This window comes from Streptomyces sp. BK340, from assembly GCF_007827595.1.
Classification (GTDB): Bacteria; Actinomycetota; Actinomycetes; order Streptomycetales; family Streptomycetaceae; genus Streptomyces.
The window spans coordinates 65,571-91,577 of record NZ_VISR01000014.1 but is presented as its reverse complement, the minus strand read 5'-3'; the positions used below and the strand labels follow the sequence as shown (position 1 = coordinate 91,577).

Here is a 26,007-nt window from a genome sequence, read left to right as displayed (position 1 = left end):
ACCAATCCGATCCGCTCCTCGGCTCCGTATACCCGTCCGTCAAGGCAAGTTGGCACTGAGGACGGACGGCATGACACCTCTCATCTCCAGGAGCGGCACGGGACGCAAGGGCCTGGTCACGCTCATCTGTGGTGCGCTGGCCGCCGGAGGGCTCGCAGCCGCCGGCGTCGCCACGCTGGAACCCGGGGCGGCATCCGCCTCCTCGCACCGGGAGGCCCCGCTGATCTCGGGGACCCCGCAGTACGACAACACGGACCTGTACGCGTTCGTGAGCCCGGACAAGCCGGACACCACGACGATCGTGGCCAACTGGATCCCCTTCGAGGAGCCGGCCGGCGGACCGAACTTCTACACGTTCGCGGACGACGCGCAGTACGACATCCACGTCGACAACAACGGTGACGCGCAGGGCGAGCTGCTCTTCCGCTACACGTTCAAGACGCACGTCAAGAACAAGAACACCTTCCTCTACAACACGGGGGCGGTGAAGAGCCTCGACGACCCGAACCTGAACATCACGCAGACCTACAACATCGACCTGGTCAAGCTGCACAACCAGAAGGTGGTCTCCAAGACGAGGCTCGCGGACAACGTGCCGGTCGCGCCGTCGAACGTGGGCAAGGCGTCGATGCCGGACTACGCCAAGCTGCGGTCCCAGGCGATCTACAAGACGGCGGGCGGCGGCGCGACCTTCGCCGGCCAGGCCGACGACCCGTTCTTCGCCGACCTGCGGGTCTTCGACCTGCTCTACGGCGGGAACCTCTCCGAGGTCGGACGGGACACGCTCAAGGGCTACAACGTCAACACGATCGCGCTGCAGGTGCCCAACGACCTGATCCGCGAGTCGTCCAAGCAGCCGATCGTCGGCATCTGGTCGACGACGCAGCGGAGGAACGCGCAGGGTTACTACGAGCAGGTGTCCCGCCTGGGCAACCCGCTGGTGAACGAGGTCGTCAACCCGCAGAAGGACAAGGACAAGTTCAACGCGTCCCAGCCCTGGTACGACGCGCAGTTCCTGAAGAACGTGACCAACCCCGAGCTGCCGAAGCTCATCGAGTCGATCTACAAGATCAAGGCACCCGCCGAGCCGCGCAACGACCTGGTCGACGTGTTCCTCAAGGGCGTCAAGGGCCTCAACCAGCCGCCCTACGTGAAGCCTGCGGAGGAGCTGCGCCTCAACACCTCGATCAAGCCGAGCATGCACCCCAAGCGGCTGGGCGTCCTCGACGGTGACAACGCGGGCTTCCCGAACGGCCGTCGCCTCTCGGACGACGTGATCGACGCCTCGCTCCAGGTGGTCGAGGGCGAACTGGTCGGCTCCAAGAACGACCTGGGCGACGCGGTCGACAAGAACGACAAGGGCTTCGAGAAGTACTTCCCGTACGTGGCCGAGCCGACGGCCGGTTCCCGCGGCGCCCTGGCCAAGGGCACGTCCGGCAACGCCGACGTGCGCAGCCAGCTCGGCGACGCCCTGCAGCCCGCCGGGTCCTCCTCCGACGGCTCCGGCAACACGATGCTGATCGCCGCCTCGGCGGCCTCGGGTGCGGCCGGGATCCTGCTGATCGGCACCGCCTTCGCCTGGTGGCGCCGTCGGATGCAGCGTCCGTACTGACCCGCATCCCCCCTGACCGGCGCGGCCCGTATCCCCCTCCCCCACGGCGGGCCGCGCCCTTTTTCTTCCGAGCACGACCAGGCGACCGAGGAGAGGGCATGTCCCCGCGTACGAACGACGACGAGGCCGGCGAGCAGCCGGTGAGCACGGGCGGGGATGCCGCTTCGACACCTGCCGCTTCGGCACCTGCTCCCGAGGCCGGTCCGGCCGGGTCCGACCCGGAGCCCGGGGATCGACGCGTCGCCGCCGTCCGCCGGTTCGCCGCCACCGGGCGGCGCTGGCGGGCTCTCCAACTGGGCAGTTGCGCGGCGCTGCTGGCGGTCGCGCTGACCGGCGCGGCGATCGCCGTCGGGGCGGCGCGCGACGGCGGGCCCGCGGTGGCGGCCGCCTCCACCGCCGTCGATCCCGGGGTGCTGGGCAGCGGGAACCTGGACGCGAGCATCGCAGCGCTCCAGGTGCATCTGCGGTCCCAGCCGAGGGACTACGGCAGCTGGGCCACCCTCGGCCTGGCCTACGTCGAGCAGGCGCGGACCAAGGGCGACCCGGCCCGCTACCCGCAGGCCGAGAAGGCCCTGAAGCGGGCCCTTGACCTCTCGCCCGGCAACGACCAGGCCCTGGCCGGCCGGGCCGCCCTCGCCGCCGCGCGGCACGACTTCAAGGACGCCCTGACCTACGCGGACCATGCCCTGAAGCAGAACCCGTACAGCGAGCGCGCCCTGTCCTTGCGCATCGACGCCCTGGTGGAACTGGGGCGGTACGCCGAAGCGGACAAGGCCGCGAGGACCGCAGACACCCGCAAGCCGGGCGTGCCGGTCTTCACCCGGTACGCGTACGTGCACGAGCTGCGCGGCGACGTGACGACCGCCCGGCGGGTGCTCAAGCAGGCCCTGACCGCGGCCGCTTCACCGGGCGATGTCGCGTACGTGGCCGCCCAGCTGGGCCAACTCGCCTGGAACCAGGGCGACTACGACACCGCGCTCACCTACTACGCCCGGGCCCTGGCCGCCGACGAGAACTACCTCCCCGCGCTGGAGGGCCGCGCCCGCGCCCAGGCGGCGAGCGGCGACCGGGACGAGGCGATCAAGGGCCTGCAGACCGTGGTCGCCCGCTATCCGCTGCCCGGACCGCTCGTCGAACTCGGCGAACTGTACGAGGCCCGTGGCGCAGCCGGCGACAAGGCCAGGGCGCACGACCAGTACGCGCTCGTGGACGCCTGGATCGCCCTGGCCCGCGCCAACGGCGTCAACGCCGACCTCGACACCGCGCTGGCCGCCGCCGACCACGGCGACCGGACGGCCGCCCTGCGCGCGGCCCGCGCCGAGTGGGCCCGTCGGCACACCGTGCACACCGCGGACGCCCTCGGCTGGGCGCTGCACGTCAACGGGCGTGACAAGGAAGCCCTTCGCTACGCCCGCCGGGCCACGGCCACCGGCTACCGCAGCGCCGCCTTCCTCTACCACCGCGGCATGATCGAGCTGGCCACGGGCCGTGCCGAGGACGGCCGCGCCTCATTGAAGGCGGCCCTGGAACTGAACCCCGGCTTCTCCCCCCTGGGCTCGGCCCGGGCCCGCAAGGCGCTGGAGGCCGCCAAGTGAACCTCCGTCGCCCGCTCGCCTGCGCCGCGGCGGTCCTCACCGCCGCGTGCGCCCTCGTGCTCACACCGGCCACGGCCGCGAGCGCGCACCCTCTCGGCAACTTCACCGTGAACCGGTACGACGGTCTCGTCGCCGCACCCGGACAGCTCCGGGTCGACCATGTGGAGGACCTCGCCGAGATCCCGGCCACCCAGGCCAAGCCGGACATCAAGCGCCTGGGTCTGTCCACGTGGGCCGAGCAGCGGTGTGCGGCGGCCGCGAAGGGCAGCGGCGTGACCGTCGGCGGACACGCCGCCCCGCTCACCCCCGGCTCCGCCCGTGCGAGCCTGCGGCCCGGGCAGGCCGGGCTCAACACGCTGCGTGTGGAGTGCCGGTTCACCGCGCCGCTCCCCCGGGGGAAGTCCGTCGCTCTCGGCTTTCACAGCGCGGGTGTCACCACCGGGCCCGGCTGGCGCGAGATCACCGCTCGCGGTGACCGCATGACGCTCACCGCGACGGACGTGCCGAAGAAGTCGGTCTCGCACGAACTCACCAGCTACCCCAAGGACTTGCTGTCCTCTCCCGCCGACACGGCCACCGCCTCCCTGCGCGTGCGCCCCGGCGGCCCGGCCCTCGCGCGGGAGCGGCAGGACGCCCCGGGCGCCTCCGTACTGCCGCGGGGCGCCGACCGCTGGACCCGCGCACTGGACGACCTCGTCGCCCGCCACGACCTCACCCTCGGCTTCGCCGCGCTCGCCCTGCTCATCGCCGTCGTCCTGGGCGCGATGCACGCCCTCGCTCCGGGGCACGGCAAGACCCTGATGGCCGCGACGGCGGCCGCGCGCGGAGGCCGGGCCCGGATGCGGGACGTGCTGCCCCTGGCCGCCTCGGTCACGGTGACGCACACCCTCGGTGTGGTCGCCCTGGGCCTGCTCGTCACGGCCGGTTCCGCCGCCACGCCCTCGGTCATCGCCTGGCTGGGCATCGCCAGCGGCGTCCTGGTGCTCGTCGCGGGCGCGAACCTCGTACGCCGGGCCTGGCGCACCCGCGCACCCGCGCACCCACACCCCCACGCCCACCCCCACCCGCATACGCACGAGGAAGCAGAGGACCGCCCGCTGGCCCTGGTGGGCGCACACCAGGACCAGGAAGCAGCCCACCCGCACCATCACCACCACGACGACGGCCACCATCACCACCATGAGCACGGGCACGGGCACGGGCACGGGCACGAAGACGGGCACACGCACGGGCACGAGCACGGCGTGGTGCACACCCACGGCGGCCACACCCACAGCCACCCCACCGCCCCCACCCTCCGCGGCACGATCCTGCTCGGGTTCGCCGGCGGTCTGGTGCCCAGTCCCTCCGCGGTCGTGGTGCTGGTCGGTGCCGCGGCGCTCGGGAAGGCCTGGTTCGGGCTGCTGCTCGTCGTGGCGTACGGCGCCGGGCTCGCGCTGACGCTCACGGCGGCCGGGTTCGCCGTCGTCCGGCTGGGCTCGGGCGTCACCCGGGTGCTCGACCGGCGCCCGCGCTGGACCGCCCACCCGGTCGCCACCCTCGTGCGCCGGACCCTTCCGCTCGCGTCCGCGCTGGTCGTCGTCGCCCTGGGTGCCGGATTGGTGCTCAAAGGGGCCGCATCCGCACTCGGCTGAGCTACTTTTGTGGAGAATTCACGTGAGATGCCGTGGGGGTCGCCCGTGTCCGAAGAGCCGGACCGTGAACGTGTGATCGCGGGCCGCTACCGCCTGCTGTCCCCGCTGGGCGAGGGCGGCATGGGCACCGTGTGGCGCGCCCGTGACGAGGTGTTGCACCGTGAGGTGGCCGTCAAGGAGGTGCGGGCCCCGGCCGGTCTGGCCGCCTCGGACGTCGAGCGGATGTACGCCCGCCTGGAGCGCGAGGCGTGGGCTGCGGCGCGGGTCGCCAACCGCAATGTGGTCACGGTGTACGACGTGGCCATGGAGGGCGGCCGGCCCTGGATCGTGATGGAGCTGGTGCGCGGGCTGTCCCTCGCCGACCAGCTGGACGCCGAGGGTCCGCTGCCGCCGCAACGAGCCGCGCACATCGGTGCCGAGGTGCTGGCCGCGCTGCGTGCCGCGCATGCCGCCGGAGTGCTGCACCGGGACGTGAAGCCGGCCAACGTGCTGCTGGCCAACGACGGCCGGGTCGTCCTCACCGACTTCGGCATCGCGACGGTCGAGGGCAGTTCGGCGCTGACCATGACCGGTGAGGTGATCGGCTCGCCCGAATTCCTCGCTCCGGAGCGGGCCCTGGGCCGTACACCGGGCCCGGAGTCGGACCTGTGGTCGCTGGGCGTGCTGCTGTACGCGGCCGTCGAGGGCAACACCCCGTTCCGGCAGGACACTCCGCTGAGCACCCTGCGTGCCGTGGTGGACGAGGAGTTGCCGCCGCCGCTCCGGGCCGGACCGCTCGCCCCGGTCATCGAGGGCCTGCTGCGCAAGGACCCCGCCGAGCGGCTGTCGGGCGATCGGGCCGAGCACGACCTGCGGATCGTGGCAGCGGGCGGGACCCTCGGTCCGGCGCGCACGGAGCCGGTGCAGGCGTCTCCGTACGCCCCGACGATGGCGGCCGAGACCCAACGGCCTTCTTCCACACCGCCGATGCCCCTGCCCACCCGGTACCCGGAGCCGGAGACCACCGCCGTCGAGCCGCGCCGCAACCGGCGGGCCGGCGTGGTGCTGGTCGTCGGACTCCTCGCGGTCGTCCTGGCGGCGGCGGGGCTGACGTACGCGCTGCTCGACCACAAGCACCGCGGCGGTGGCGGGAACACCGGCGCGCACACCAGCCGGGCGAGCGGCGCCACGCACTCCCCCCGCCCGAGCACGAGCGCCCACTCGGACACCGCGGCGCCGCCGCCCGCCCAAAGCAGCAGCGCCACGGCGAGCAGTCAGCCGGCCCAGTCCGTGCGGGTCACCCTGGCCGGCGCGCACACGGAGTACGACGGACCCTGCCCGCCGCCCACCGCGCAGGCGCCCACGTTCACGGCGACGTTCACGGTGGGGCGGGTGCCCGCGCAGGTGGAGTACCGGTGGGTGCTCGCGCACGGGTCGGTCTCCGACCCGGGGTGGAAGACGCTGTCGTTCCCCGCGGGCGGCGGGAAGACCCAGCAGGTGCAGGTGGTCGTGACCGCCTACTCCGACAGCGGGACGATCGAGAACGAGATCAGCGTGGAGGTGCGCAGTCCGGTGCGGACGACCTCGGACTCGGTGCCGTTCACGGTGACCTGCGCAACGACGGAGACCCCGACGGACGGGGCCTCCGCTTCACCTTCGGCCTCGTGAGGGTCAGGCCGCGTTCGTGAGCACCGGCAGGTAGCCGCCGGACTGGCCGGCCGCGGTGGGGTGGTACGACTCGCCGATGGAGAGCCAGTTGACGCTGTGCAGCCAGGAGTCGCCGGAGCAGATCTCGTGGCCGGTGAACGTGGTGCGGACGTCACCGAAGACGAAGTTGTGGTCCAGGACGCGCTTCTGGATGGCGGCGTCGATGTAGTCGGCCGCGCCGTTGATCGCGGACCGCTTGGTCTCGGAGAGGCCGAGGCAGGTCTGGCCGAGCTGGTAGAAGCGGGGGTAGCCGATGACGACCACCCGGGCGGACGGGGCTTTGGCGCTGATCGCGTTGTACACGGCGTCGAGCTTGCCGGGGAGCGTGGAGTCGACGTAGGCCTTCGCCGTGTTGATGCGGGACAGGCACGAGCTGTCGGACTGGAGCACACAGGTCGTCATGACGTCGGCGAAGCCGGCGTCGTTGCCGCCGATGGTGATCGAGACCAGTGCGGTGGAGGAGTTGAGCGAGCCGAGCTGATTGGCCAGCACGTCGTCCGTCTTGGCGCCCGAGCAGGCGTTGAAGGCGAACGAGGACGGGCTGTGAGCGGCGTTCCACAGGTACGGGTACGCCTTGGTGCTGCGGTCGCAGCTGCCGCTCGAACTGATGTAGCTGCCCGCTCCGACTCCGGAGGAGTAGGAGTCGCCGAGCGCCACGTAACCGCCGTTCGCGGCAGCCGTGGAGGCCTGCGCCGTGGCGGCCCCGGTGAGGGCGAGGCCGGTGGCGAGGAGAAGCGAGGTCACGTATGCCGCAAATCGGGAACGTCTCATGGAACCTCCCTTTAGCAGGATCTCTGCCACAACTGTCGTAGCAACTACGCGTGTTGACTGGAAGTGTTCATGCCAAGACTTTTTAGGCCTCAACGACGTCTCGACGGGATCGACTCAGGACGTTCACGCCCGAGATATTGCGTGTACACGTCATCCCTGTTGACAGCACGTCACCCGAAGGCCCCTGGGGAACACATGTGTACGAGGAGATGTCGTCTTGACGGCCCACCGGAGCCTGCGCCACATTGAAGCCCGGCATCAGGGGCGTCGGGGGGCAAAGTCGCCAATGCAGACCTTACGTATCAAGACACCTTCGCCGGACGGCGCCGGAGACGACGCCGAGCGGGCGCGGCCAGGTCCGGGGAGGGACCTGTCTCCGCTGCTCGCGGGGGCGGCCACGGCGGTGGGCGCGGTCGGCGCGCTGCTCGCGCTCATCGGCTCCGACTCACCGCTGCGCGGTCCGTGCACGTTGTTCTTCCTGCTCGCGGCGCCGGCCGTGGCGATCGGGGCGGCGCTGCGCGGGCTGGATCCCTTCGGCCGGGTGCTCACCGCGCTTGCGGGCTCGGTCGCACTGGACATGCTGGTTGCCCAGGGCATGCTCGCCGTGCACCGCTGGTCGGTCCGCGGCGGCGTGGTCGCGGTGGCCGCGCTCAGCGCGCTGCTGCTCCTGCTCGTCCTGGGCCGGGAGAAATTCCGTTCGAGGAAATCGAAGCAAGAGTAAAGAAGCCGGGCCAAAGTTACGTAATGCCCAAACCAACAAAACCGTGAGAAGCGGTTCCAGGTCTTGCGATTCTGCTTCAATCGTCAATACCGTCGTACATCTCACCCGCATCGGTACGTCAGCACACGGTTCAGGGGAGGGCTCAGGGCCGTGACGTTCCGGCGCGGGGCGCGGTAGGGGGGTGCCGTGCTCGGTGACCGTACTTGTGACCGAGCCGTGCCGCGCGACCGGCTGTCGTCCTTTTTCCGGCAGCCCGGCCAGCTTTGCCAGCTCATCTGTGTGCGCGGAGACCGTCTCGCCGTGCCGCGGATGAGAACCCCCCTTTCGAACCGGGCTGAAGATCCGGGCCACCCAGGGGCGGGCGGTCCACCGGACGAGAGGGACCACAGTCATGAGTTCTGTCCTGCATCCGCCGAGTTCGGGCCAAGATCCGTTAATGGCCACCCACTACCGGCCCATCTCCTCTCACCTGGCGATCACTCCGCCGGTGAGCGTGGTGATTCCCGCCATGAATGAGGCGGAGAATCTGCCCTACGTCTTCAAGACCCTTCCGGACTGGATACACGAAGTCGTTCTTGTGGACGGCAACTCCACCGACGACACCGTCGAAGTGGCCCGCTCGCTGTGGCCCGGCCTGCGCGTCGTCGAACAGCGGGGGAAGGGCAAGGGAGATGCCCTGATCACCGGATTCGAGGCGTGCACCGGCGACATCATCGTGATGGTCGACGCGGACGGCTCGGCCGACGGCAACGAGATCGTGTCCTACGTCTCCGCCCTCGTCTCGGGCGCCGACTTCGCCAAGGGCTCACGCTTCGCCAACGGCGGCGGCACGGACGACATGACCTTCATCCGCAAGCTCGGCAACTGGGCGCTGTGCACCGTCGTCAACCGCAAGTTCGGCGCCCGCTACACCGATCTCTGCTACGGGTACAACGCGTTCTGGCGGCACTGCCTCGACAAGATCGACCTCGACTGCACCGGTTTCGAGGTCGAGACGCTGATGAACATCAGAGTGGTCAAGGCGGGGCTGAAGGTGCAGGAGATCCCCAGCCACGAGTACCTCCGCATCCACGGCACCAGCAATCTGCGGGCCGTGCGCGACGGGCTCCGGGTGCTGAAGGTCATCCTCGCGGAGCGCTCCAACCGGCGTGCCCTGCTCCGCCAGGCCCGTCAGGAGCGACTGCTGAACACCGGGCGGGGAGAGGTGTCTTGAGAGATCCCGGCATCTCCGTCGTGATCTGCGTGTACACCGAGGACCGCTGGGAGGACATCCTCGCGGCGGTCTCCTCGGTGCGCGCGCAGTCGTATCCGGCGCTGGAGACGCTCCTGGTCGTCGACCACAACCAGGCCCTGCTGGAACGGCTCGGCCGCGCGTACCAGGAGGCCGGCGACGTGCGCGTGCTCGCCAACGCCGGCCCGCGCGGTCTGTCGGCCGGCCGCAACACCGGAGTCGCCGTCTCCCACGGCGACGTGATCGCCTTCCTGGACGACGACGCCGTGGCCGAACGGGACTGGCTGCGCCGCTTCGCCGAGGGATACACCGACCCGCGGGTGATGGCGGTCGGCGGCCGTACGCTGCCCGTCTGGGCCTCGGGCCGCCGTCCCGCCTGGTTCCCGGAGGAGTTCGACTGGGTGGTGGGCTGCACCTACCGGGGACTGCCGCCCGGGCGGGTCCGGGTGCGCAACGTGCTCGGCGGAAACGCCTCCTTCCGGCGTACGGCGTTCGACGCGGCGGGCGGCTTCGCGACGGGCATCGGCCGCGACGGCGACCGGCGCCCGCTGGGCTGCGAGGAGACGGAGCTGTGCATCCGCCTCACCCGGGCCCGCCCCGACGCGGTCCTGCTCATCGACGACCGCGCGGTGATCCACCACCGGGTGCCCGCCGCCCGCGAGCACTTCGCGTACTTCCGCACCCGCGCCTACGCCGAGGGCCTGTCCAAGGCACTGGTGGCCCGCAGCGTCGGCGCCGCCAAGGGGCTCGAGTCCGAACGCCGTTACACCACCCGGGTCCTGCCCGCCGGTATCGCCCGCGGCCTGCGGGACGCCCTGCTCGCCCGCCCGGGCGGCGCCGGACGCGCGGGCGCGATCGTCGCGGGGGTGCTCACCGCGGCGGGCGGCTACGCGGTGGGCAGCGTGCGGGCGCGGCGCGGCGGGCCGGCGTTCTCCGTCGTGCCGGTCGCGCCCGTCGCGCCGGCGAGAACGCCGGGGAGCGACACGGGCACGGGGACGGAGGAAGGGGAACGTCCATGAGCCGCAGGGGCGTACGGATCGAGGGGGAACGCCCATGAGCGACACCGCCGTACCCATCCTCATGTACCACGCGGTGGCGAGCGCGCCGAACGACGCCACCCGGGCCCTCTCGGTCGCACCGGAGGCCTTCACCGAGCAGATGGCGCTCATCGGTGACCTGGGCCTGACCCCGGTCACCACCGCCGACCTCGCCGCCCGCTGGCGGTCCGGCCGCCCGCTGCCCGAGCGGCCGGTGCTGATCACCTTCGACGACGGCTACGAGGGGGTCCACCGGCACGCCCTGCCCGTGCTCGCCAAGCACGGCTTCCCGGCCACGCTGTTCGTCTCCACCGGCTGGATCAGGGGCGCGTACGACACCGGAGGCGGCCTGGACGCCATGCTCGACTGGCAGCAGGTGCGCGACCTCGCCGACACCGGGATCGAGATCGGCGGGCACAGCCACTCCCACCCGCAGCTCGACCAGCTCGACGACGCCGCCCTGCGTGCGGAACTGGTCCGCAGCACGGAGATCGTCACCGCCGAACTCGGCGCACGACCCGTGTCGTTCGCCTACCCGTACGGCTACTCCAGCCGCCGCGTCCGGGTCGCGGTGCGGCAGGCCGGCTACGCCCAGGCGCTCGCCGTCGGCAACGGGCTCGCCCGCCGCCGCCAGGGGCCGTACGCCCTGCGACGCGTCACCGTCCGTCGCGGCACGGACGTCGAGGAGTTCGAGCGGCTGCTCCAGGGCCGCGCCATCACCCGTAACTTCGCCAAGGACCGCGCGCTGACCAAGGGGTACGCCCTCGTCCGCAGAGCCCGCCAGGTCCACCGGAAGGCCATCCGTTCCCGTGTCTGACACGACCACCACGACCGAGGCCGCAACACCCGAGGACCAGGCGCCCGAGCAGTCGGGGCGCCGCCTCCGCCTGCCCGGGACGGGCCGGGGGTCCGGCGGCAGCCAGCTGTTCCGCAACGCCTACGCGCTGATGCTCAACACCGGCATCTCCGCCGTCCTCGGGCTGGGCTTCTGGCTGGCCGCGGCACGCTACTACTCCGAGTCGGCGGTCGGCCAGGGCTCCGCCGCCATCGCCGCGATGAAGCTGCTCGCGGGGCTGACCGCGGTGACCCTGACCGGCGCCCTGGCCCGCTTCATCCCGGTGTCCGGGCAGCGCACCGGGCGGCTCATCTTCCGTACCTATGCCGGCAGTTCGCTGGTCGTGGCGGTGGCGGCGGGGATCTTCCTGCTGACACTGAACGCGTGGGGGCCGTCGTACCGCTTCCTGCACGGGCCGCTCAACGGGCTCGGCTTCGTCCTGGCCGTCGTCGCCTGGAACCTGCTCACCCTCCAGGACGGCGTGCTGACCGGGCTGCGCAGCGCGCCCTGGGTGCCGGTGGGCAACACCGTGTTCTCGGCGGTGAAGCTGGGGCTGCTCGTCGCGTTCGCCGTGGCGATCCCGACCACCGGCGTCTTCGTGTCCTGGGTCGCCGCGATCGCCACCTCGGCGGTGCCACTGGGCTGGCTGGTGTTCCGGCGGCTGGTGCCCCGGCACGTCAGGGCGACCGAGGACCACGCCAGGCCGCCGTCCATGAAGGAGATCGGGCGGTTCCTCGCCGGCGACTACACCGGCTCACTGTTCTCGCTCGCCGTGGTCTACCTCGTCCCGGTGATCATCGCCTCGCAGGTCAGCTCCGCGGACAACGCGTACTTCTACATCACCACCACCATCGGCGGCACGACCAACCTGCTCGCCATCAACATGGGCGCCTCCCTCACGGTCGAGGGCTCGCACGACCCGGGGCGGCTCGCCGCCGACACCCGTGCCGCGCTCCGGCGGATGGCCCGGATCATGCTGCCGATCGCGACCGTGCTGTTCGTCGGCGCCCCCTGGATCCTGGGCGTCTTCGGCACCGGCTACGCGGACGCGGCGACCCCGCTGCTGCGCTGGTTCGCGGTGGGCGCGGTGCTCCGGGTCGTCATGGAGACGTACTTCGCGGTGCTGCGCGCGCAGAGCCGTACCGGCGGACTCGCCTGGCTGCAGGGCCTGTTGTGCGTGCTCGTGCTCGCCCTGACGCTGCTGCTCCTGCCCCGGATGGGTCTGACCGGAGCGGGCGTCGCCGAGATCTCCAGCCTCGCGGTGATCGTGGCGATCGCCGCGCCGAAGCTGTGGCGGACCATCCGCTCCACACCCTCTGCCCGGTCGGACACGGCGGCACCGGACGGGGACCTCGCCGACCTGGGGGCGCTCCCCCACCCTCGGCTTCGCTCGGGCAGGGGGACCCCCACGGCCCCGGCCGTGGCCTCGGCCCCCCGGCACCGTCCGGCCTGGGCGCTGGACAACGACACCCTCGCCCTCGGCATCCACGTCGACTTCGACCACGTCGAACGCCGGCCGGACGTCCGCCCCGGCCCCGGCACCCCACCTGCGGGCACACCCGTGCCGCGGCCGGTCGAGGAGCCGGAACCGGGCGCGGAGGCATCGCTGGGTCCGGCCGAGGCGGCGCTGCTGAGGGAGGCGGAGGCCGACGCGCCGTTCGAGAAGGGGCTGCTGAAGGAGGCGGAGGCCGACACGCCGTTCGACGCCGTGCCGTCCGAGAATGCCGTGGTGGACGAAGTCGCCGCCGAATCCCCGGACACGGCCGTGGACGGAGCCGTGGACGGGAAGCCGTCCGCCCCGCCCGCGCCTTCGGGGCTCACCCGCTCCGGTGTCGTCCTCGGCTGTCTGCTGGTCGCCGCGCTCCTGCTCTACTGGGTGCCGGCGCTGCGCCTCGGCGAGGCGGACCTCGACGGGATGGGCGGGCTCGGCCTGGTCTCCGTGCTGCCGCTGCCGACGCTGGTGGGGGCGGCCCTGCTGATCACGGTGTTCGCCTCGCTGCTCTGGCTGCGCCGTGAGCACCGGGCCCTGCTGCTGGTCACGCTGCTGGCGACCGTGGTGTCCCTGCACGCGTTGCCCGCGGTGCTGGAGACCGAGCCGCGGTTCGCGACGGCCTGGCAGCACCTCGGCTTCATCGACTACATCGACCGCACCGGGTCCGCCGTGCCGGATCTGGACGCCCGCTGGAGCTGGCCGGGATTCTTCGCGGTGGCCGCGTTCGTCGCCCGGGCGTGCGGCACCGACGACTTCACGGAGATCATCCGCTGGTGGCCGACGGCCGTGCAACTGGCCTATCTGGCACCGATGTTCCTGCTCACCCGGTCGCTGCGGGCGAGCTGGCGGGCCAAGTGGACCGGCGTGTGGCTCTTCGTGCTCAGCGGCTGGGTCGGCCAGGACTACTTCTCCCCGCAGGGCTTCACGTTCCTCCTGTACCTCGTCTTCGTGGCGATCCTGCTGGTGTGGTTCCGCGCTCCCCACATGGTCTGGACGAAGTTCCGCCCGGGAGAGGCCGAGGTCGAGCCCACCGACCGGCGCGGGCGGGCCGTCCTGCTCATGGTGCTGATCGGCCTGTACGCGGCGAGCGTCCCGGCGCACCAGCTCACCCCGTTCGTGATGCTCGGCGTGCTCGCCGCACTGGTGCTGCTCGGCAGGTCCGAACTGCGCGGGCTGCCCGTCCTGTTCGCGGTGCTGGTCGCGGTCTGGGTCGGCTTCATGGCCGAGCCGTACTGGTCCGGCCACTTCGACGACCTCTTCGGCGGGGTCGGCGGCGTCGGCAGCAACGTCTCGTCCTCGGTCTCCGGCCGTATCCAGGGCGGGAACCCGACGCACAAGCTGGTCCTGTACACCCGGGTCCTGCTGGCCGGCTCGGTGCTGGCCCTCGCCTGCTGGGGCTGGTGGCGGCGGCGCTTCCACCGGTACCGCGAACGGTCCCTGCCGGTGCTCACCTTCGTCCCGTTCCTGGGCTTCGGCATGCAGTCGTACGGCGGCGAGATGGCGCTGCGCGTCTTCATGTTCGCGGCGCCGGGCGCCGCCCTGCTCGGCGCGCTCGCCCTGTTCCCGCGCACCGGCGCCACCGCGACGGAACGCGAGAAGGGGCGGGGCAGCCTCGCCCCGCTGGCCGCGCTGCTCGCCGGGCTGCTGCTGATGGGCGGCTTCCTGGTGGCCCGGTGGGGCAACGAGTCGTTCGAGCGGACCCGGCCGGGCGAGGTCGCGGCGATGGACTGGGTGTACGCCCACGACCGGCCCACGGTACGGCTGCTGTGGCTGAGCCAGGACACGGTCAACGACGTGACCCCGGCCATGCCGTGGGGCGCCCGGGACATGGAACGGGTGAACTACGTGCCGACGCAGGCACCCGTCGACCCGGTGCTGGTGTCCGGACTGGTCAAGGCGCTCAAGGACGCGGGCCCGAACTCGTACCTGATGATCAACGAGAGTCAGGCCACCTATCTGCAGCTGGACGCGGGTTACTCGGCGACCTGGAAGTCCCGGCTGATCCGCACCCTGGACAACCGGCAGGAGCTGACGAAGGTCCTGGTCAACGACGACGTCACCGTGTACGCGCTGGGCAGGCAGCCGGCGGGCCCGGTGCCGAAGCCGAATCCGGGCCGGATCGGGCCGCAGGTGACGTGGACGTCGTGGTCGGTGGTCGGCGCGCTGGCCGCCGTCGCGCTGATCCTGCTGCTCACCGCGCGCGAGGTGGTCCGGGTCGCGGCGCGGCCGAGCACCGGGCAACTGCGGTGGCTGCAGGGCAGCTTCTGGTTCTCGCTGCCGCTGCTGGCCGTGGTGCTGGCCTCGCTGGTGCAGCGGTTCCTGACGATGAAGTGACGGGTACGGTGCGGTGGCTCAGCGGTCGAGCCACCGCACCTCGTACGCGTGCATGTCGAACCGCTTCCCGTCGACCTGTGCGCTGATCGGCCGGTCGAGGGTGTTGACCACGAGGACCGTCCTGCTGTCCGCCAGCACCCGCACGTTGGGCACGTCGTCCCGGGCGACGGGCACCGTCTCGTACCGGGTGCCCGGCGGGAACGCCCGGTCGAACCGGGACACCAGGTCGTACATGGGCAGTTCCCTGCCCCCGCCGGGCGTGTCGGTCGCCGTCCACAGACAACCGGGGCAGTCGGCGCCCGTCTTCTCCTCCGGGTTCCAGTAGAAGCCGGAGCCGGCGCCGCCCTTGACCATGGCGATCATCGCGGTGGCGTGCACGGCGAGGCGACGGGCCTCGGACCAGCCGCGGCGTTCGTCCTTGCCGTCGGCGGGCTCGACGTAGTACTCGGCCCACCACAGGGGCAGGTCATGGGTCTGCTGCCGTACCCACTCGCCCACCGCGGTGAGCTTGTCGGTGGCCGCGAACTCGTCGGGCAGCAGATCGTCGTCGTTGGTGTAGCTGGAGCCGTCGACGACCACGAAGTCGGCGCCCGCCCGGTGGCTGTTCCAGTAGCCGAAGGCGTCGAGGACCCGCTGGTCCATGGCGCCCCAGGCACCCCGCAGGGCGGTCGACGCGTTCTCCTTCTGCCGCGGGTCGACACTGTCCATGACCAGGTAGGGCCCGCCGACCATGATGTCCTTGTCGACCTTCTTCAGCGCCTTGTAGACGAGGTTGTACATCCTCGTGTAGCCCTCGTAGTCCCAGCGGCCCTCGGCGTTGTTCCAGAAGCCCTTGAACTCGTTCCACACGATGAAGTGGCGCACGTCGGGATAGCGCTTGGCGACGGTCGCGGCGAGGTCGGCGAAGTCCTGGTAGTGGTCCGGGGTGGGCGCGGTCTCCAGGGCGGCCCGGCTCCAGTCGGTGTTGTCGACGCCGGCCCTGCCGCCCTTCATCCAGTCCGGCGAGCAGCACAGCGTGACCACGGGGGTGCCGCCCGACCTGCGGATGAAGTCGATGCGGCGGTCCATGGCGCCGAAGTCGTAATGTCCCTTCACCGGCTCGGGGTTGTCGGCGCCCCAGCCCATGAGCGCCTGGTCCTGCGGCAGCCCGCCGTTCTTGGCGAGCAGCCCGGCGACCCGGCCGGTGGCCGCGCCGCTGCCCTGGTCGGCGCTGTACTGGGTGTGGGTGAAGCCCCAGCCCACGTACGGCTCCGGGCGCTCGGGCGAGGTGGCGGGCGTGCCGTGGACCTTGTCGCCGTCGCGCGAGGTGCCGGCGGTGCTTCCGCCGCTCGGCAGTGTGTTGATCAGGGTGACGATCAGGGCCAGAGCGGCCGCACCCACACCGAGCAGGGCGGTGAGCCGCCACCGACGAGTCCCCGTATACCACTCATGACGTCCCATCATGGACAACAGTAACGGCGGGGGCCACGTACGGGGCAGGCCTTGGGAACACCCGGGACAAGGGGTGGAAATGCCGTGCACGGAGGGCATCGGTGCCGGATCATGGCGGCATGGCCGTGAACCCGCACGACGCTCTGCCGATCCGGCTCAACGTCGACGACTCCGACTCCCCGTCCGACGTCGTCGACGCGCTGTTCCTCGGCCGCTTCGCGACGGGCGAGCAGCCTTACTCGCACGCGGCGAACATCGACCGCGTGCGCTCCGGCGCGACCCTGCTGCCGGAGGGCGCCCGGGTGCTGCGGGTCGCCCGCGACGAGGACCGCAGCGCGACCCTCGCGGAGGGCGACGGCTGGACCCTGCTGGTCTCGCGCTGGAACCGCGGCGCGGACGTCACGGTGACCGCCACCAGCGCCGAGCTGGCGAAGACGGTCCTCGACCGGGCCACGGACGGCGCGGCCGACGAGCCGGAACCGCAGCCGGAGAACGTGACCATGGGCTTCTGGTACGTCTCCCCGCGGCGCGGCCCGCACCGCACCACCCGCCAGATCTCCGCGGGCACCTGGGACGAGGTGCGCCCCAACTACACGGCCCCCGTGGCGGACGCGATGGACCGCCTGATGAAGACGACCCCACAGGACATCGCGGGCCGGCTGCTCCTGCTGCACGGCCCGCCCGGGACCGGCAAGACCTCCGCACTGCGCACGCTCGCCCGCTCCTGGCGGGACTGGTGCCAGGTGGACTGTGTGCTGGACCCGGAGCGGCTCTTCTCCGACGTCGGCTATCTGATGGACATCGCGATCGGCGAGGAGGACGGCGCGGGCAAGGGCCGCTGGCGGCTGCTCCTGCTGGAGGACTGCGACGAGCTGATCCGCGGCGAGGCCAGGCACACCGCGGGCCAGGCCCTGTCCCGGCTGCTCAATCTCACCGACGGCCTGCTCGGACAGGGCCGCAACGTCCTGGTCGGCGTCACCACCAACGAGGACCTGGAGCGTCTGCACCCGGCCGTGGTCCGCCCCGGCCGCTGCCTGGCCCGCATCGAGGTGGGCCCGCTGACCCGCCGCGAGGCGGTGAACTGGCTGGGCACCGAGGAGGGCGTCGGCCGCGAGGGCGCGACCCTGGCCGAGCTGTTCGCACTGCGCCGGGGCACGGCACCGACGTCGGTGCCGGGGGCGCGGGAAGACGCGGACGCGGGGCTGTACCTGTAGCGGCGGGGCTGTACCTGTAGCCGATCGCCGCCGGTGCTTTGATGGACGTATGACCCTGTTCGTCGGCACGTCCGGGTGGCAGTACAAGGACTGGCGGGGGGTCCTGTACCCGGACGGCTGTCCGACCCGGCTGTGGCTGGAGGAGTACGCGACGCGCTTCGCCACGGTGGAGATCAACAACGCCTTCTACCGGCTGCCGACGAGGGAGAACTTCGAGGCCTGGCGGGACCGGGTGCCGGACGACTTCGTGGTGGCGGTGAAGGCCAGCCGGTACCTCACGCACATCAAGCGGCTGAGGGACCCCGAGGAGCCGGTCCACCGCCTGATGGCCCACGCGGCGGGCCTGGGCGCCCGCCTCGGCCCGGTCCTGCTCCAGCTCCCGCCCACCCTGCGCAGGGACCCGGACCTGCTGGACACCTGCCTGGCCTGTTTCCCCGCCGGCACGAGAGTCGCTGTCGAGCCACGCCACGACTCGTGGTGGACACCCGAGGTGCGCGGGGTCCTGGAGTCCCGGAACGCCGCGCTGTGCTGGGCGGACGTCCAGGCCCACCCGGTGACTCCGCTGTGGCGGACGACTGACTGGGGCTACATCCGCTTCCACGAGGGCCGGGCCCGGCCGTGGCCGCGCTACGGCCGGCGGTCCCTGGAGACGTGGGTGGACCGCGTCGCGACGACCTGGTCCGACGCCGAGGACGTGTACGCGTACTTCAACAACGATCCGGGCGGGGCGGCGGTGGAGGATGCGGTGGCGTTCGGGAGGACGGCGGGCAGGGCGGGTCTGACGGCGACGCGCACACCGGAGCTGACGACCCACCGCTGACCGGCTCAGCCCTCCCCGTAGGCCGCCCGCAGGGCATCGCGCACGGCGGCCGACGCCTCGTCCTCGGTCAGCCCGAGCCGCCGGACCCGCTCCGCGTAGGCCTGGGCGGCCAGCGACGCCTCACGCACCGCGGCCGAGCCGGCGGCAGCCACGAACGTGCCGTTGCGCCCCCGCGTCTCGATCACCCCGTCGCCCTCCAGCGCCCGGTACGCCTTGGCCACGGTGTTCACCGCGAGCCCCAGCGACTCGGCCAGCCCCCGCACGGTCGGCAGCCGGTACCCCGCCGGCAGCGCCCCGGACCGCGCCAGCTCGGAAATCTGCGCCCGCACCTGCTCGTACGGCGGCGCGCTGTCATCGATGTGGATCTTCAGGCTCACACGGCCGATTGTCCCGTACCCGCCGGAAAATCAGAGGCATCCGCCGCACATCTCCCCGTACGGTGCCTGCTCATGACTGTGATCGTGCGCGACCTGCAGCCCGATGCCCGAGCCGACACCGAGGGCTATGCCCGGGTCCGCCATCTCGCCCTGCCGTACATCCTGTTCACCCCGGAGTCCGTCCGCCACACCCTCGCCCAGAGCCACCCCGACGCCCGCTTCCGCGCGCTGATCGCGGTCGAGGACGGCGAGGTGATCGGCGCGGCCGGGGTCTCCCTGGCGCACGACAGCACGGAGCCTGGCCAGGGGTACCTCAACATCTACGTGCGCCCGGACCGCGTCCGCCGCGGTGCCGGCCGGCTCCTTGCCCGGACCGCCGAGGAGCACCTCGCAGCCGTGGGCGCGACCAAGCTGTACACCTGGGTCCTCGACGAGCCGGCGCATCGCGCCTTCGCCGAACGGCACGGCTACACCCGGGGCCGTCCCGCGCACTTCCTCCGTCTGGACCTGGCGCACGGCACCCTGCCGCCTCTCCCGGAGGTCCCGCCCGGCGTGGAACTGCGCACGGCCGCCGACTTCGCGGACGACCCGCGGCCGCTGTTCGAGCTGGACGCGGAGACCGTGTCGGACGAACCCGGCGAGATCAGCGTCGAGTTCACGGACTACGACGCCTGGCTGGAGCAGAACTGGAAGCATCCGCTGCTGCATCCCGAGCTGACCATGGCCGCGGTCGTCGACGGCCGCCCGGTTGCCTTCAGCGTCGCCTACACCGACGGCGCCACCCTCCCCCACGCTCGAACAGGCTCGCGCGGGGGGACCCCCATGACCACCGCGATGACCGGCACCGCCCGGGCTCACCGCGGGCGTGGCCTGGCCAAGCTCGCCAAGATCCACTCCCTGTACCGGGCGCGTGCCGCCGGCCTCACCGAGGCCTTCACGGGCAACGACGCCGGCAACGACCCGATGATCGCGATCAACAAGTGGCTCGGGTACGAAATCTGCGCGACGGAGGTGCGCTATGTCCGCGAACTCGGCTGAGACCACGGCCCGGGTGGAGGTCGTCCTGGTCAAGGGCGGCCGTACGAAGATCCGTTATCCGGCGGAGCTGCTGGCCGACGACGGCGTCCGCGTCTCGGTCCGCGCCCCGTGGGCGGGCGAGGGCGTGCGCGACTTCGGCTTCGTGCGGTTCGAGGCGGGCGACGTGTTCACCGAGCACTACTGGCGGGACCGCTGGTACTCGGTGAAGGAGGTCCGGGCCGGGAACGGCACCCTCAAGGGCTGGTACTGCGACATCACCCGCCCGGCCGTCCTGTCCGGCACCGAGCTGGTCGTCGAGGACCTCGACCTGGACCTGTGGCGCTCCGCCGACGGCACGGACGTACGGCGTCTGGACGAGGACGAGTTCGCCGAGAGCGGGCTGGCGGAGACGGACCCCGGGGCCGCGTCCGCCGCCGTGGCCGCCCTCGACGAACTGGAGGCGCTGGCCCGCGAGGGCGGCTTCGAGAAGCTGCTGGCCTGACGCCTCGCAGACCCCGCCGGGCTGCTCCGCCGGCGCTGTCTACACCGTCGCGACCACCGCATACCGCTCGTCGTCCACTGTCTTCCCCCACAGCACGGAGTCGTCGGACAGCCGCTCCACGCGCACGTGCCCGGCCACGGGCTCCAGCAGGGCGGTGAGCCGCCCGACGGGTATGCCGACCGGGGCGAGGGTCCCCCAGACGCCCTCGACCAGGACGAACCGGCCTCCGGGCCGCAGCAGGGTGCGCCAGTGCCGCAGGACGCGCGCGGGGTCGGGCAGCGTCCACAGCACATGCCGGACGAGGACGACGTCGTACCGCTGCTCCCCCACCGGCGGCGCGGCGGCGTCCCCGTGCAGGACCGCCGCGTCCCGCCCGGCGAGCTTGGCCCGGGCCCGCTCGACCATGGCCGGCGAGCTGTCGACGCCGGTCACCCGGTGCCCCTGCTCGGCGGCGAGCAGCGACAGGCTGCCGGTGCCGCAGCCGAGGTCCAGGACATCGGCGGGGCGCTCGGGCAGCCAGGACCGGAGCAGGGCCGCCCAGGCGGCGCGCACCTCGGGTGCGCGCAGGCCGTGGTCCGGCTCGTCGTCGAAGGCGCCGGCCGCCGTGTCCCAGTCCACCTCGGCACCCACCGCAACCATGTGCTCACTGTCGTTCGTCATTCCCCCAGAGTGACACCCGCCACTGACAGTCCCGACGTGACAGCCGCCACTGACAGACCGGCACCGATGAGGAACTCTCGCCCAAAGGGTCCACCTCCGTGACACCGCGGATCCAGGTGGGCGCTGAAGGAGGCAGCCATGCGCCGAGTGACCGTGCAGAAGCCCCTGAAGAGGACGGAAAGCCGCCGGATCCGCGAAGAGGCGGAGGAGCGTCCCACGGGGCGTCCGGAGGTGCGCAAGGACATCGCACGCACCTGGTGGCCGGACAGCTGACGGAGCCGGCCGGTGTCCGGTGTCAGACCAGTCGTTTCCGGTAGTGGATGCGGTCGTACGGCCCGTCCACGCGCCGTTCCACGACGTCGTAACCGAACCTCGGATAGATCTTCTGGTTCTCCCACATCAGCGCGTTCGTGTAGAGCCTGACCTCGGGCAGACCGAGCGCTCGCGCGTGTGCGTCCACGAACTCCAGCAGGCGCCGTCCCACCCCCTTGCCGTGCGCGTCGGGGCGGACGGCGATGCTGTCGAGAAACAGGTGGTCGTCGTGGGCCTCGACGACGACGAGCCCGACCGCCGGCTCCCCGCACACGAACACCCGGCCCGCGGCCACGTCCGCCGCGTGGTCCGCCTCCATGGGCTGCGGCACCACCCCGATGCGCTCGATGTAGCGGCGGTACGCCGCGTCGGTCACGGCCTTCACGGCCGGAACGTCGGCAGCCCGGGCGGGCCGGATCTCATCGTTCGTCATGATCGGAAGGCTATCCACCTCAGCGCAGTCCGAGCGTCGGAGGCTCATGGCACGCGTACGGGCTTTCCCTTCGCCGCCGAGCCCGTCGAGCACGACGTCGACGCCCTTCCCGGGGAACTCGCGCACCCGCTTCGGACGGACAGTAGCCGAGTCAGCCAGGCATTCACCCCTGCAGGGTGATGCTCACGGCCCGAAGCGGCGACGAACGTGGTTGGCGTGAGGTCGGCCAGACGTTCGGCAGGGAGTTCCCGATGTCAACTACCCACGAGACCAGGCAGCTCGACGAGGTCCGCAACGCCCGCTACGGAGAGATCATCCTGATCAGCCCTGGGGAACGGGGAGAGCTTCGGGCCGAGGTGTACAACACCATGGGCCTCAACGACTGCCCGCCTGAGAAGTGGTCGGCTCTGGATGCAGGCAGCGTTGCCCGCGAAGCCGAGGTGCCTGCCGCTTGGTTGAACGGTCCACGGTTCTGGCTGATGGACCGCATCACCGTGTCCAGGGTCGGCGACATCCACTCGTTCCAGGGGCTGGAGGCACGCCGGGTCGCCGCACTGGAAATTCCCGCGGGCTTGGACCTCAACAGCAGGGGAAGCGAGCGCTTCTACAAGGACGTGGTGATCGACCGGGACACCGAATGGCTGTTCGCCGCGGGCAAGCCCGTCTATCAACTGCGCGATCCCGATGGCCGTACGTACGTGATGCAGGCGTACTCACACATCGTGGACGACACCCTAGACCTGGACGCGCTTGCCGGGCTGGCGGACCGGCTGCACCTCCCGGATGGATGGACGTACCGCGAGGACACCCCGGCACACGACCTCTCGCTGCGTACCGTGACCGGAGAGGCGCACGTCGTGCAGGACGAGCTCGAGAACACCTACATGCTCGTGACACAGTGAGGCGCCCAGGACGGCCGTCGAGCATGCGATCAAGCACGAAGCCGAGCGTGTGAAGACCCTGGCGCGCGACTTCGTGCAGACAACCACACGGGTGGCAGCAGCTGCGGTGTGTCGGGAGCCAACCGAGGCGTACGACTGCGGACGAACACGGACTGCCACGGTCGGCTGCACTGCTCAGGAGCAGGTGCCCTGGAGCTCCCCACCCCTCCTTCCTCAGCCCCCCGTTAGCCCCGCCTTAACAGGACCATAAGGATCTCCATCACTCGCCCCCAACAGGCGATTTCACGGTTTCTTGGGGCTAGCTTCTGATCGCCCCCTACGGGATCCACCCCACCCCCGAGGACCGTTCCGAGGAGTTCCCCATGCCCTGCCCCACGCTCTCGACCTCGTTCGAGCAGGGGACACGCCGACGCCGTAGGGCCGCCGTCGTCGCCGTCCTCGGCAGCGCCGCGCTCGCGCTGTCCGTCGCGCCCGCCTCCGCGCACGGTTCGATGGGCGATCCGGTCAGCAGGGTGTCGCAGTGCTACGCGGAGGGCCCGGAGAGCCCCAGGTCGGCCGCGTGCAAGGCCGCGGTGGCGGCGGGCGGTACGCAGGCGCTGTACGACTGGAACGGCATCCGCATCGGCGACGCCGCCGGACGGCACCAGGAGCTGATCCCGGACGGCAAGCTGTGCAGCGCGAACAACGAGGAGTTCAAGGGGCTGGACCTGGCCCGCACGGACTGGCCGGCGACGAGTGTGCGCAGCGGGTCGTACACCTTCGAGTACCGTGTGACCGCCCCGCACAAGGGGACCTTCGAGGTCTACGTCACCAAGCCCGGCTACGACCCGGCGAAGCCGCTGGCCTGGGGGGACCTGGACCTGGAGCACCCGGTCGCGACGGCCACCGACCCGGTCCCCTCGGGCGGCTTCTACACCTTCTCGGGCACCCTTCCCGAGCGCTCGGGCAAGCAGCTGCTGTACGCGGTCTGGCAGCGCTCGGACAGCCCGGAGGCCTTCTACTCCTGCTCCGACGTCGACTTCGGCGGCGGTTCGGCGGGCGGCACCACCCCCGCTCCGAGCGCGTCCGCGCCCTCCGACGAGCAGATCGCGGACGGTGCCGACAAGTCGACGATCGAGCACCACGGGCACGGGGACGACGACGCGAGCACGTCCGCGGAGCCGGCCACCGCGTCCCCGGCGTCCCCGGCGTCCCCGGCGTCCCCGGCGTCCCCGGCCAACGCGCCGAAGGCCGCCGGGACTTCGGAGAACCTCGCCGAGACCGGTGCCTCCACCGGCACCACGTACGTGGCGATCGGCGGTGCGGCGGCACTGGCGCTGGGTTCGGCGGCGCTGTTCATGTCGGTGCGACGGCGTGCCACGGGCGGCCGCCACGGGCGGTGATCCAGGACTCCGGGGCCTGTCCGGCGGCTCAGGTCGGACAGGCCCCGGCGACGCGTCAGCTGAAGGCCGACGCGCAGGTGGTGGCCTTGGCGTGGGCCGGGTCGAGGGCGTTGGCCACCTCGTGGAAGGCGATCCGGTCGAAGAGGCCGATCGCCACGTGCTCGGAGAGGTCGAGCGGGCACAGGTCCTGGAGCAGGACGTTGTGGACGTCCGAGCCGCTCAGGTACTGGTCGCGCCAGGGTGTGGCCACCTCGTCGTACTTGGTGGCGATGACCGTGTAGTGCACTCCGGGGACGGTGTCGCCGCCCGCGTTGAGCTTGGTGAGGAAGGCGGATCCGGCGATCTGGTCGGCGAGGCCGGGGGTGGTGGCCTTGATCAGGTCCTCGGCGCCGGGGAAGTACGGCAGCAGGTTGGTGAGGCCGTCCAGGTTGGTGCCGTGGTTGTCGGGGGCCAGGCCGACGAGGGAGTTCACCTTGGCGGATCCGCCGAGGAACTTCAGGTAGTAGCGGGGCATCATGCCGCCCTGGGAGTGCCCGACCAGGTCGGCCTTGCCGGCCCCGGTCGCGGAGAGCACCTTGTCGACGAAGGCGGACAGCTGCTCGGCCGACTTGTCGATGGGGCCGAGTCCGTAGAAGAGCGGGACGCCGGGCAGCTGGCCGTAGTCGAGGGAGTAGACGCAGTATCCGCGCGTCTTCAGATACGGTGCGAGGGACAGCCAGTTGTCGATGGAGTTGCCCAGGGTCCCGTGGACCAGGATCACCGGGCGGGGATGGTCGGCGGAGGGCTTGCAGGAATAGTCGTTCCAGCCACTGCTGGGAGCGGCGTCGGCGGCGTGGGCGGTGGCGGCGGGGACGGCGGCCACGGCGGCGGTCAGGAGCAGCGCTGCGAGGGGTCTGAGCACTCGCTTCCAGGGCAGCATCGTGTGATCTCCTTGCGGCTCAAGGGAGGTGCGACGGCCTAACCCTGTGATCCGGATCACGAGGATGCTGTTCACTCGTCAAGTTACGGGCGAGTAGTGCAGCTGTGAAGTTACGCGTCAGTAAAAACTTCCAGTGGTAACCAGAGACTCGTCCAGCGGTCGATGAACCGTCACCAGGCAGGCCTGATCGGACCGTAGGGCGCGATCCATGTCAAACGCTCCCGCAACGCCCGCACTTCACCCTCGCCCAGCAGTTCGACCCACGCGCCCACGACCTCGGCGGCCGCCTCTTCCGCGGCCCGGGTGCAGGCCCAGCCCTGCTCGGTGAGCACGATGAGCCGGGCTCGCGCGTCCTCGGGATGCGGGCGCCGCTCGACGTACCCCTTGCGTACGATCTCGTCCACCAGCTGGCTGGCGGCCTGCTTGGTCACTCCGAGGTGTGCGGCGAGGTCGGTGACGGTGGCGCCGTCGGGCGCGAGCCGCGCGAAGGCGAAGCCGTGAGCCGGCCGGAGGTCCGTGAAGCCGCGGGCCACGACGCCGTCGTGGATGCGTTGCGTGAGGTCGCCCGCGACGGCGAGCAGGGCTGCGGACAGGGCCATGGCTTCGGAGTTCTGCACGCAGGCATTGAAACACCCTTGACGGATCGGTCAAGCAGCTTGACTATATAGTCAAGCTGCTTGACCAAATGAATCGGAGACCACCTTGCCAGTCGTCCGCTCGTCCGAGGCCGTGACCCACGAGATCCATGGCGCCCGCTTCGTCTCGTACGCAACACCCCTGACCGGGAGCAAGGAACTCTGCGCCTGGCGGGGCGAGATCCCCGCGGGGACCGATGCACCCGCCCACACCGTCAACCGGGAGGAGATCTTCCACCTGCTCGTCGGCGAACTGCTGATCACCCTGGACGGCCGCACCGAGCGGATCTCCGCCGGCGACACGGTGATCATCAACTCCGGCGCCACCCTGGCCGTGCAGAACCCCACCGACCACACCGCAATCTCCTGGGTCACCACCTCCGTCGGCCTCACGGCGGAGCTGGCCGACGGCACGGTCATCACCCCGCCGTGGGCCAACTGACGCCACCACAAGG

The 26,007-nt window shown here is 71.4% G+C and carries 24 protein-coding genes; 17 read left to right on the top strand and 7 right to left on the bottom strand.

The genetic code is table 11. The features are described 5' to 3' along the window. Nucleotides 1-70 precede the first annotated feature (70 nt). The 4 genes from FB157_RS24125 to FB157_RS24110 all read left to right on the top strand — a co-directional run bounded on the left by FB157_RS24125 (nucleotide 71) and on the right by FB157_RS24110 (nucleotide 6,488). Nucleotides 71-1,612, top strand: a complete 1,542-nt coding sequence (locus FB157_RS24125; protein ID WP_145882706.1) for a DUF4331 domain-containing protein — start codon at nucleotides 71-73, stop codon at nucleotides 1,610-1,612. 98 nt (nucleotides 1,613-1,710) lie between these two features. After that, nucleotides 1,711-3,207, top strand: coding sequence for a lipopolysaccharide assembly protein LapB (locus tag FB157_RS24120; RefSeq protein ID WP_145882705.1), 1,497 nt, complete (start codon nucleotides 1,711-1,713; stop codon nucleotides 3,205-3,207). Beyond that, nucleotides 3,204-4,841: a sulfite exporter TauE/SafE family protein gene (locus FB157_RS24115; RefSeq protein WP_145882704.1), complete on the top strand. Its 1,638-nt coding sequence runs from the start codon at nucleotides 3,204-3,206 to the stop codon at nucleotides 4,839-4,841. The genes FB157_RS24120 and FB157_RS24115 overlap by 4 nt, the downstream gene beginning before the upstream one ends. Nucleotides 4,842-4,886: 45 nt before the next feature. Beyond that, a complete protein-coding gene (locus FB157_RS24110) occupies nucleotides 4,887-6,488 on the top strand; it encodes a serine/threonine-protein kinase (RefSeq protein ID WP_145882703.1) in 1,602 nt (533 codons plus the stop codon). Nucleotides 6,489-6,491: 3 nt separating this feature from the next. On the opposite strand, the gene FB157_RS24105 is transcribed toward FB157_RS24110, so the two are convergent. Next, the gene (locus FB157_RS24105) at nucleotides 6,492-7,298 is read right to left on the bottom strand and encodes an SGNH/GDSL hydrolase family protein (RefSeq protein WP_145882702.1); all 807 of its coding nucleotides are present in this window, start codon (nucleotides 7,296-7,298) and stop codon (nucleotides 6,492-6,494) included. A 286-nt stretch (nucleotides 7,299-7,584) separates the two neighbouring features. Here FB157_RS24105 and FB157_RS24100 point away from each other — a divergent pair, with 286 nt between their 5' ends. From FB157_RS24100 to FB157_RS24080, 5 genes are all read left to right on the top strand, one after another. Continuing rightward, nucleotides 7,585-8,019, top strand: a complete 435-nt coding sequence (locus FB157_RS24100) for a hypothetical protein (RefSeq protein WP_261386489.1) — start codon at nucleotides 7,585-7,587, stop codon at nucleotides 8,017-8,019. Between the two features lie 391 nt (nucleotides 8,020-8,410). Next, on the top strand, nucleotides 8,411-9,232 hold the full coding sequence (locus tag FB157_RS24095) for a glycosyltransferase family 2 protein (RefSeq protein ID WP_145882701.1): 822 nt from the start codon (nucleotides 8,411-8,413) through the stop codon (nucleotides 9,230-9,232). Continuing rightward, a complete protein-coding gene (locus tag FB157_RS24090) occupies nucleotides 9,229-10,269 on the top strand; it encodes a glycosyltransferase family 2 protein (RefSeq protein WP_261386488.1) in 1,041 nt (346 codons plus the stop codon). Before FB157_RS24095 ends, FB157_RS24090 begins: the two co-directional genes overlap by 4 nt. 34 nt (nucleotides 10,270-10,303) lie before the next feature. Further along, entirely contained in the window at nucleotides 10,304-11,104 is an 801-nt protein-coding gene (locus FB157_RS24085) for a polysaccharide deacetylase family protein (protein ID WP_145882700.1), read from the top strand. Next, entirely contained in the window at nucleotides 11,097-14,948 is a 3,852-nt protein-coding gene (locus FB157_RS24080) for a polysaccharide biosynthesis C-terminal domain-containing protein (protein ID WP_145882699.1), read from the top strand. Before FB157_RS24085 ends, FB157_RS24080 begins: the two co-directional genes overlap by 8 nt. Nucleotides 14,949-14,966: 18 nt before the next feature. Here FB157_RS24080 and FB157_RS24075 read toward each other — a convergent pair whose 3' ends face one another. After that, nucleotides 14,967-16,388 carry a GH39 family glycosyl hydrolase gene (locus FB157_RS24075; protein WP_145882839.1) on the bottom strand — a complete coding sequence of 474 codons (1,422 nt, stop codon included), beginning with the start codon at nucleotides 16,386-16,388 and terminating at the stop codon, nucleotides 14,967-14,969. A gap of 110 nt (nucleotides 16,389-16,498) precedes the next feature. Here FB157_RS24075 and FB157_RS24070 point away from each other — a divergent pair, with 110 nt between their 5' ends. Both FB157_RS24070 and FB157_RS24065 read left to right on the top strand, forming a co-directional pair. Next, entirely contained in the window at nucleotides 16,499-17,593 is a 1,095-nt protein-coding gene (locus FB157_RS24070) for a DUF5925 domain-containing protein (protein WP_145882698.1), read from the top strand. 49 nt (nucleotides 17,594-17,642) lie between these two features. Beyond that, nucleotides 17,643-18,413 (top strand): DUF72 domain-containing protein, encoded by a 771-nt coding sequence (locus FB157_RS24065; RefSeq protein WP_145882697.1) that lies wholly within the window; start codon nucleotides 17,643-17,645, stop codon nucleotides 18,411-18,413. 5 nt (nucleotides 18,414-18,418) lie between these two features. Here the strand turns inward: FB157_RS24065 and FB157_RS24060 are convergent, their stop codons facing one another. Continuing rightward, nucleotides 18,419-18,790 (bottom strand): GntR family transcriptional regulator, encoded by a 372-nt coding sequence (locus FB157_RS24060; RefSeq protein WP_145882696.1) that lies wholly within the window; start codon nucleotides 18,788-18,790, stop codon nucleotides 18,419-18,421. A 72-nt stretch (nucleotides 18,791-18,862) separates the two neighbouring features. Here FB157_RS24060 and FB157_RS24055 point away from each other — a divergent pair, with 72 nt between their 5' ends. Next, nucleotides 18,863-19,828: a GNAT family N-acetyltransferase gene (locus FB157_RS24055; RefSeq protein WP_186581660.1), complete on the top strand. Its 966-nt coding sequence runs from the start codon at nucleotides 18,863-18,865 to the stop codon at nucleotides 19,826-19,828. Then, nucleotides 19,809-20,309, top strand: a complete 501-nt coding sequence (locus FB157_RS24050; RefSeq protein WP_145882695.1) for a DUF402 domain-containing protein — start codon at nucleotides 19,809-19,811, stop codon at nucleotides 20,307-20,309. The genes FB157_RS24055 and FB157_RS24050 overlap by 20 nt, the downstream gene beginning before the upstream one ends. A 39-nt stretch (nucleotides 20,310-20,348) precedes the next feature. Here FB157_RS24050 and FB157_RS24045 read toward each other — a convergent pair whose 3' ends face one another. Then, nucleotides 20,349-20,969: a class I SAM-dependent methyltransferase gene (locus tag FB157_RS24045; protein WP_145882694.1), complete on the bottom strand. Its 621-nt coding sequence runs from the start codon at nucleotides 20,967-20,969 to the stop codon at nucleotides 20,349-20,351. 138 nt (nucleotides 20,970-21,107) lie between these two features. On the opposite strand from FB157_RS24045, the gene FB157_RS48645 reads away from it, so the two are divergent. Beyond that, a complete protein-coding gene (locus FB157_RS48645) occupies nucleotides 21,108-21,242 on the top strand; it encodes a hypothetical protein (RefSeq protein ID WP_145882693.1) in 135 nt (44 codons plus the stop codon). Between the two features lie 22 nt (nucleotides 21,243-21,264). Here FB157_RS48645 and FB157_RS24035 read toward each other — a convergent pair whose 3' ends face one another. Further along, nucleotides 21,265-21,714, bottom strand: a complete 450-nt coding sequence (locus FB157_RS24035) for a GNAT family N-acetyltransferase (protein ID WP_145882692.1) — start codon at nucleotides 21,712-21,714, stop codon at nucleotides 21,265-21,267. A gap of 179 nt (nucleotides 21,715-21,893) precedes the next feature. On the opposite strand from FB157_RS24035, the gene FB157_RS24030 reads away from it, so the two are divergent. Together FB157_RS24030 and FB157_RS24025 are read left to right on the top strand one after the other, a co-directional pair. Next, nucleotides 21,894-22,616: a hypothetical protein gene (locus tag FB157_RS24030; protein ID WP_261386496.1), complete on the top strand. Its 723-nt coding sequence runs from the start codon at nucleotides 21,894-21,896 to the stop codon at nucleotides 22,614-22,616. A 362-nt stretch (nucleotides 22,617-22,978) separates the two neighbouring features. Next, the gene (locus FB157_RS24025; RefSeq protein WP_145882691.1) at nucleotides 22,979-23,998 is read left to right on the top strand and encodes a lytic polysaccharide monooxygenase; all 1,020 of its coding nucleotides are present in this window, start codon (nucleotides 22,979-22,981) and stop codon (nucleotides 23,996-23,998) included. A gap of 55 nt (nucleotides 23,999-24,053) precedes the next feature. On the opposite strand, the gene FB157_RS24020 is transcribed toward FB157_RS24025, so the two are convergent. After that, nucleotides 24,054-24,917, bottom strand: a complete 864-nt coding sequence (locus tag FB157_RS24020) for a triacylglycerol lipase (protein WP_145882690.1) — start codon at nucleotides 24,915-24,917, stop codon at nucleotides 24,054-24,056. Nucleotides 24,918-25,087: 170 nt separating this feature from the next. Further along, the gene (locus FB157_RS24015; RefSeq protein ID WP_145882689.1) at nucleotides 25,088-25,534 is read right to left on the bottom strand and encodes a MarR family winged helix-turn-helix transcriptional regulator; all 447 of its coding nucleotides are present in this window, start codon (nucleotides 25,532-25,534) and stop codon (nucleotides 25,088-25,090) included. 85 nt (nucleotides 25,535-25,619) lie between these two features. On the opposite strand from FB157_RS24015, the gene FB157_RS24010 reads away from it, so the two are divergent. Beyond that, nucleotides 25,620-25,994 (top strand): cupin domain-containing protein, encoded by a 375-nt coding sequence (locus FB157_RS24010; protein WP_145882688.1) that lies wholly within the window; start codon nucleotides 25,620-25,622, stop codon nucleotides 25,992-25,994. The last annotated feature ends 13 nt before the right edge of the window (nucleotides 25,995-26,007 follow it).